This is a genomic window from Streptomyces sp. NPDC004561 (assembly GCF_053602155.1).
On sequence record NZ_JBSGDB010000636.1, the window covers coordinates 1 to 4,231 of the forward strand.

Here is a 4,231-nt window from a genome sequence, read left to right on the forward strand (position 1 = left end):
CGCCCGCCCGGGAGTACAGCGACTCACTGAACGCAGTGGGGTAGCCGTGCACACCTCCGTGGTGCCCGGCCACTGTGAAGAAGATCGCGCCGACGACCGCGATACCCACGGCGTTGGCCATCTCCTGCGTGGTGGCGAACACGCCGCTGGCAGCCGCAGCGTGTTCGCCGGGCTCGTCCAGGAGGTGACGGTCTGTCGGCGATGCAGCTTGGGCGGCCGACGCGAAGCCCGTCGTGGTCGACGGTGCCAGACACGGCCGCCCGTGCTCTCCATGCTGCGGAGTCCGCCGGAGCGGGAGTGGACGCGATGTTGGTGTCTGGCCATGGCTTTGAACCTGCGAATCGGGGCATTTGCTGCACACTGTCGTGTGCACGCGCCGAGGTTGCACCACCGTGCCGATACAACGCGTGTACGGCTGGCGACAGAAGCTGACAGGAGAAGAGGGAACGTGACCCGCACGCGAGTGGATGCCCGCACCCGTCACCCGCGCCACGAACGCAGAGGGGAAGCCCGGCTGCCCGCAGTGGTCGCGACGCTCGCTGCCATCGCACTCTATCTCGCCCTGCCGCAACGGCTTTTGCTCGCCCCGCGCTACGTGCTGCCGGCCCTGGAGTTCCTCCTCCTTGTGCCGCTCGTCGCCCTCAACCCCAAGCGGCTGACCCGCCAGACGAAGACGTTCCGCGCACTGTCCTTGACCCTGGTCGCCGTCATTGCAGCGAGCAACCTCGTCGCGCTGAGCCTGTTGATCCACGAGCTCGTCTACGCGGGCGTGCAGGACGGCCGTGGGCTGCTTGTCGCCGCGTTGCAGGTCTGGTTCACCAACATCATCGTTTTCGGACTGGCCTACTGGGAGCTGGATCGGGGTGGCCCTGTCAGCCGCACGCAAGTGCCTCGGAGTGCACTACCCCTGGCCGACTTCCGCTTTCCGCAGGACGAGAACGATGACGCTGTCGAGGAAGTGGCCGCCGGCGCCAGCCGTTCATCGGACTGGGTGCCCACGCTGACGGACTACCTGTATGTGTCCGTCACCAATTCCACGGCGTTCAGCCCGACCGACACGATGCCGCTGTCCACCCGTGCCAAGCTCCTTATGACTGTCCAGGGCGTCTCCGCTCTGGTTACTTCACTGCTGGTCATCGCCAGGGCCGTCAGCATCCTCCACTGATCAGCCCTGAGCCCCCAGGACCGTGAGGCTGCTCGGCATGAATTGCGTCTGCTGGGACCTCGAAGACGATCTCGAGTCCGTCGCGCTCGTTCCCCTGCTCGCCGACGCGCGTGAAACCGAAGCCCGCGATGGTGGCCAGGGAGGCGTTGTTGTCGGAGTTGATCACGGCCCGTACGGTTTTGACACCGGGTTCGGCGGCGGCCCGGACGAGCAGCGCCCTCAGCATGGCACGGGCATAGCCCTGGCGGCGGTATCCGGGCACGACGGTGTAGCCGACCTCGACCATGCCGGCCTTGTCCGGCGGCCCGTGGAACCCGGCGTCGCCGACGACGGCCCCGTCCGGCTCGGACACCGCGGCCCGCGTGTCGTTGGCTGAGGTATCACTGTGTTCCAGCGAACGGCCATGATTTCAGACCGACGCTTACCGACAGATCGGCCGATGCGCTCGCCTGCTCGTGCCAGCAGGTGGATGCGGGCGGCCCAGCGGGCGAATGTAGTTCTCTCGGCGCCCTTGGGCACAAGGCGGACAGCGACGCGGCGCGCGCGCCCTGTTATGCAGCGGGGGCGAGTTCAGCGCGGCCGAACAGAAGCGCGTAGCCGGAGGGAAGCTGGTGCAGGATGCGGGTCAGGAGTTCAGGGCCGGCGTGGACTGCGACGGCGGAGAACACTGATCCGGTGTCCCAGCGGGTGGTGCCCAGGGAGGCGCCGGTGCGGGCGGCGAGGTCTTTAACGAAGGCCCAGCCACCCAGCGGCTGGATGTCGGGGACCTGGGCGGTGAGGATGCGTGCCGCTTCGAGGGGGAGGCGGGCGGCCAGTTCGACGCGTTCGTCACCGGTCAGCTGGCGTCCCAGTCCCGCCACGACGAGGCGGACGGCTTCCTCGGCCCTCTCACGACTGGGGTAGGCGCCTTCGTAGCGGACCTTTTCCAGCATCTGCTCGTACGCCCTCCCGTAGGGCTGCTCGAGCGAGGTACGCCGGTCGGACATCACGGTGGTGGTTGCCTTTCTGACACCAAGGCCACGGTGGCCGGGTGTGCGGTCACTTGGGTGGGTGGTCAGGTGGGCTGGCGGCGGCCGAAGAGGAGGTCGTAGCCAGCGGGAAGCTGTAGCAGTATCTGTTTGAGGAGATCGTCGCGGGCGGCGTCGGCGACCGCGGACAGGAAGGCGCTGACGTCGCCGTCCGCTCGGTGGCCCCTCCGATCCACGCCGCGCGGTCGCCCGCACAAACCGCTCTGCGGACAGCCGCTCGGCACCCTGCAGCGGATTGAGAAGAACCAGGGCAAAGTCTTCCGGCAGACACGCCGCCAGCTGAGCCCGTACCTCGCCGACCAGGTGCGCGCCCAGCAGGGCGAGAACCACGCGGGCTACGCGCTCAGCCTCCTGCAAGGTCGTACTCGCCGCGGTCCTTCACGTGGTCGAGGAATGCTTCGCGTCGCACCGTCATGTCGGCCGTCGCCCCTTCCCTGTCCACCGGGTGCGGAGGACGGATGGGGGGTCAGGTATCCGTCCTCCGCCGCTCTTCGGCCCTCATCGGGTCCGGCTCAGCCGGAGATCCCCTTGCGGCCGGATCCGACGCCGATGGTGATCTTGCGGGGCTTGGCGCGCTCGGCGATCGGGATGCGCAAGGTGAGCACGCCCGCGTCGTAGTCGGCCTGGATGTTCTCGGTGTCCAGGGTGTCGGCGAGCACGATCTGACGGGAGAAGACGCCCAGCGGCCGTTCCGACAGTTCCATCTGCACGTCGTCGGCATTCGCCACGGGCCGCCGCTCGGCCTTGACAGTCAGCATGTTCCGCTCGACGTCGATGTCGATCGCCTCCGGGCTGATGCCCGGCAGGTCGAGGGCCACCACGTACTGGTCACCCTCGCGGTAGGCGTCCATCGGCATCGGGGACGGCCTCGACCAAGTGCCCGGACCCATCATCTGCTGCGCCAGCCGGTCCAGCTCCCGGAAGGGGTCAGTGCGCATCAACATCGGAAAACACCTCCAGCAGGTTCAGGCAGTGGCTGCCAATGCGCCTCACTGACACCGTTGTAACATGTCATCCAATGGATGACAAACTCAGTGTCGTCCAAAAGATGACCCACTGCGGGAGGTGCGTATGCCCACGACCGACCAGCCGGCATCGTCCAGCGCCGACGTACCAAGCCCAGCGTCCTTCCTGGCCGCGGCGGCGGCCCTGCACGCCATAGACGACGCCCTGCATACCGCCCGGCACGAAGCCCCCGGCACTGCCGAGACGCACGACCCCGGCCCGGAGCAGGCCCTGGCCTCGCTTCTGCTGCTGCGGCAGGTACGCGAGGAACTCGCTGGATGGGAAACCGGCCTGATCGAAACCGCCCGCCAGGCGGGTGCCAGCTGGGCGGACCTCGCCCACCCCCTCGGCGTTGCCAGCCGCCAGGCCGCCGAACGCCGCTACCTGCGGGGGCAGCCCGGTCCCGCCGGAACCACCGGCGAACAACGCGTCCAGGCCACCCGCGAACGCCGCGCCGCCGAACGCACCACCACCGCCTGGGCCCGCCGCCACGCAGCAGACCTGCGCCGCATCGCCGGCCAGATCAGCGCCCTCACCGACCTGCCCAACGCGGCCCGCACCTCACTCAGCCGGCTCGACGAGGCCCTCGCCCACGAAGATCCCGCCGCCCTCATCCATCCCCTCAAGGCAACCCGCCCCCACCTGACCGCCGCCCATCCCGATCTCGCCGCGCGACTCGACACCCTGACCCCGCCCTTCGGCGGTCCGGCCCGCGGCCAGCTTCGCCCGGCATCTGACCCGGCATCTGTCAAGGACGACGAAGCCGCGAGCACCTGAGAAGCCCGCCACCAAGCGCTACGGCCGGGGCGTGACCGTAGGCTGCGGCCATGACCGAGATCCAGACCCCGTCGCCCCGCGACGCCTTCGAGCTGCTGTTGGCTGGTAACCAGCGCTTCGTCGCCGGCTCCTCTGAGCACCCGAACCAGGACGCCGTCCGGCGCGCCGAGATCGCACCGTCCCAGCAGCCCTTCGCCGTGATGTTCGGGTGCTCCGACTCCCGGCTGGCCGCCGAGATCATTTTCGACCGTGGCTT

5 protein-coding genes and 2 pseudogenes are annotated in these 4,231 nt (G+C 68.7%); 3 read left to right on the plus strand and 4 right to left on the minus strand.

The window, feature by feature from the left end:
* The first annotated feature begins 448 nt into the window (after positions 1–448).
* A complete protein-coding gene (locus tag ACWEN3_RS42485; protein ID WP_452982899.1) occupies positions 449–1,165 on the plus strand; it encodes a hypothetical protein in 717 nt (238 codons plus the stop codon).
* On the opposite strand, the gene ACWEN3_RS42490 is transcribed toward ACWEN3_RS42485, so the two are convergent.
* From ACWEN3_RS42490 to ACWEN3_RS42505, 4 genes and pseudogenes are all read right to left on the minus strand, one after another.
* Complete coding sequence (locus ACWEN3_RS42490) at positions 1,149–1,559, minus strand: GNAT family N-acetyltransferase (protein ID WP_452982911.1); 411 nt, start codon at positions 1,557–1,559, stop codon at positions 1,149–1,151. The two genes, ACWEN3_RS42485 and ACWEN3_RS42490, sit on opposite strands and share 17 nt — an antisense overlap.
* Positions 1,560–1,716: 157 nt before the next feature.
* Positions 1,717–2,151, minus strand: a complete 435-nt coding sequence (locus ACWEN3_RS42495) for a DUF2267 domain-containing protein (RefSeq protein ID WP_452982902.1) — start codon at positions 2,149–2,151, stop codon at positions 1,717–1,719.
* 68 nt (positions 2,152–2,219) lie between these two features.
* A pseudogene (locus ACWEN3_RS42500) lies at positions 2,220–2,608 on the minus strand (DUF2267 domain-containing protein).
* A gap of 97 nt (positions 2,609–2,705) precedes the next feature.
* Entirely contained in the window at positions 2,706–3,137 is a 432-nt protein-coding gene (locus ACWEN3_RS42505; protein WP_452982905.1) for an Hsp20/alpha crystallin family protein, read from the minus strand.
* Between the two features lie 127 nt (positions 3,138–3,264).
* On the opposite strand from ACWEN3_RS42505, the gene ACWEN3_RS42510 reads away from it, so the two are divergent.
* Positions 3,265–3,975: a type III effector protein gene (locus tag ACWEN3_RS42510; protein ID WP_452982908.1), complete on the plus strand. Its 711-nt coding sequence runs from the start codon at positions 3,265–3,267 to the stop codon at positions 3,973–3,975.
* 50 nt (positions 3,976–4,025) lie between these two features.
* Positions 4,026–4,231 (plus strand): annotated as a pseudogene (locus tag ACWEN3_RS42515) (carbonic anhydrase); the annotation flags it as partial.

Excerpts from the sequence above, each read along its gene's own strand:
- ACWEN3_RS42510 (WP_452982908.1), top strand. The coding sequence starts at position 3,265 with ATGCCCACGACCGACCAGCCGGCATCGTCCAGCGCCGACGTACCAAGC.
- ACWEN3_RS42495 (WP_452982902.1), bottom strand. The coding sequence starts at position 2,151 with ATGTCCGACCGGCGTACCTCGCTCGAGCAGCCCTACGGGAGGGCGTAC.
- ACWEN3_RS42505 (WP_452982905.1), bottom strand. The coding sequence starts at position 3,137 with ATGTTGATGCGCACTGACCCCTTCCGGGAGCTGGACCGGCTGGCGCAG.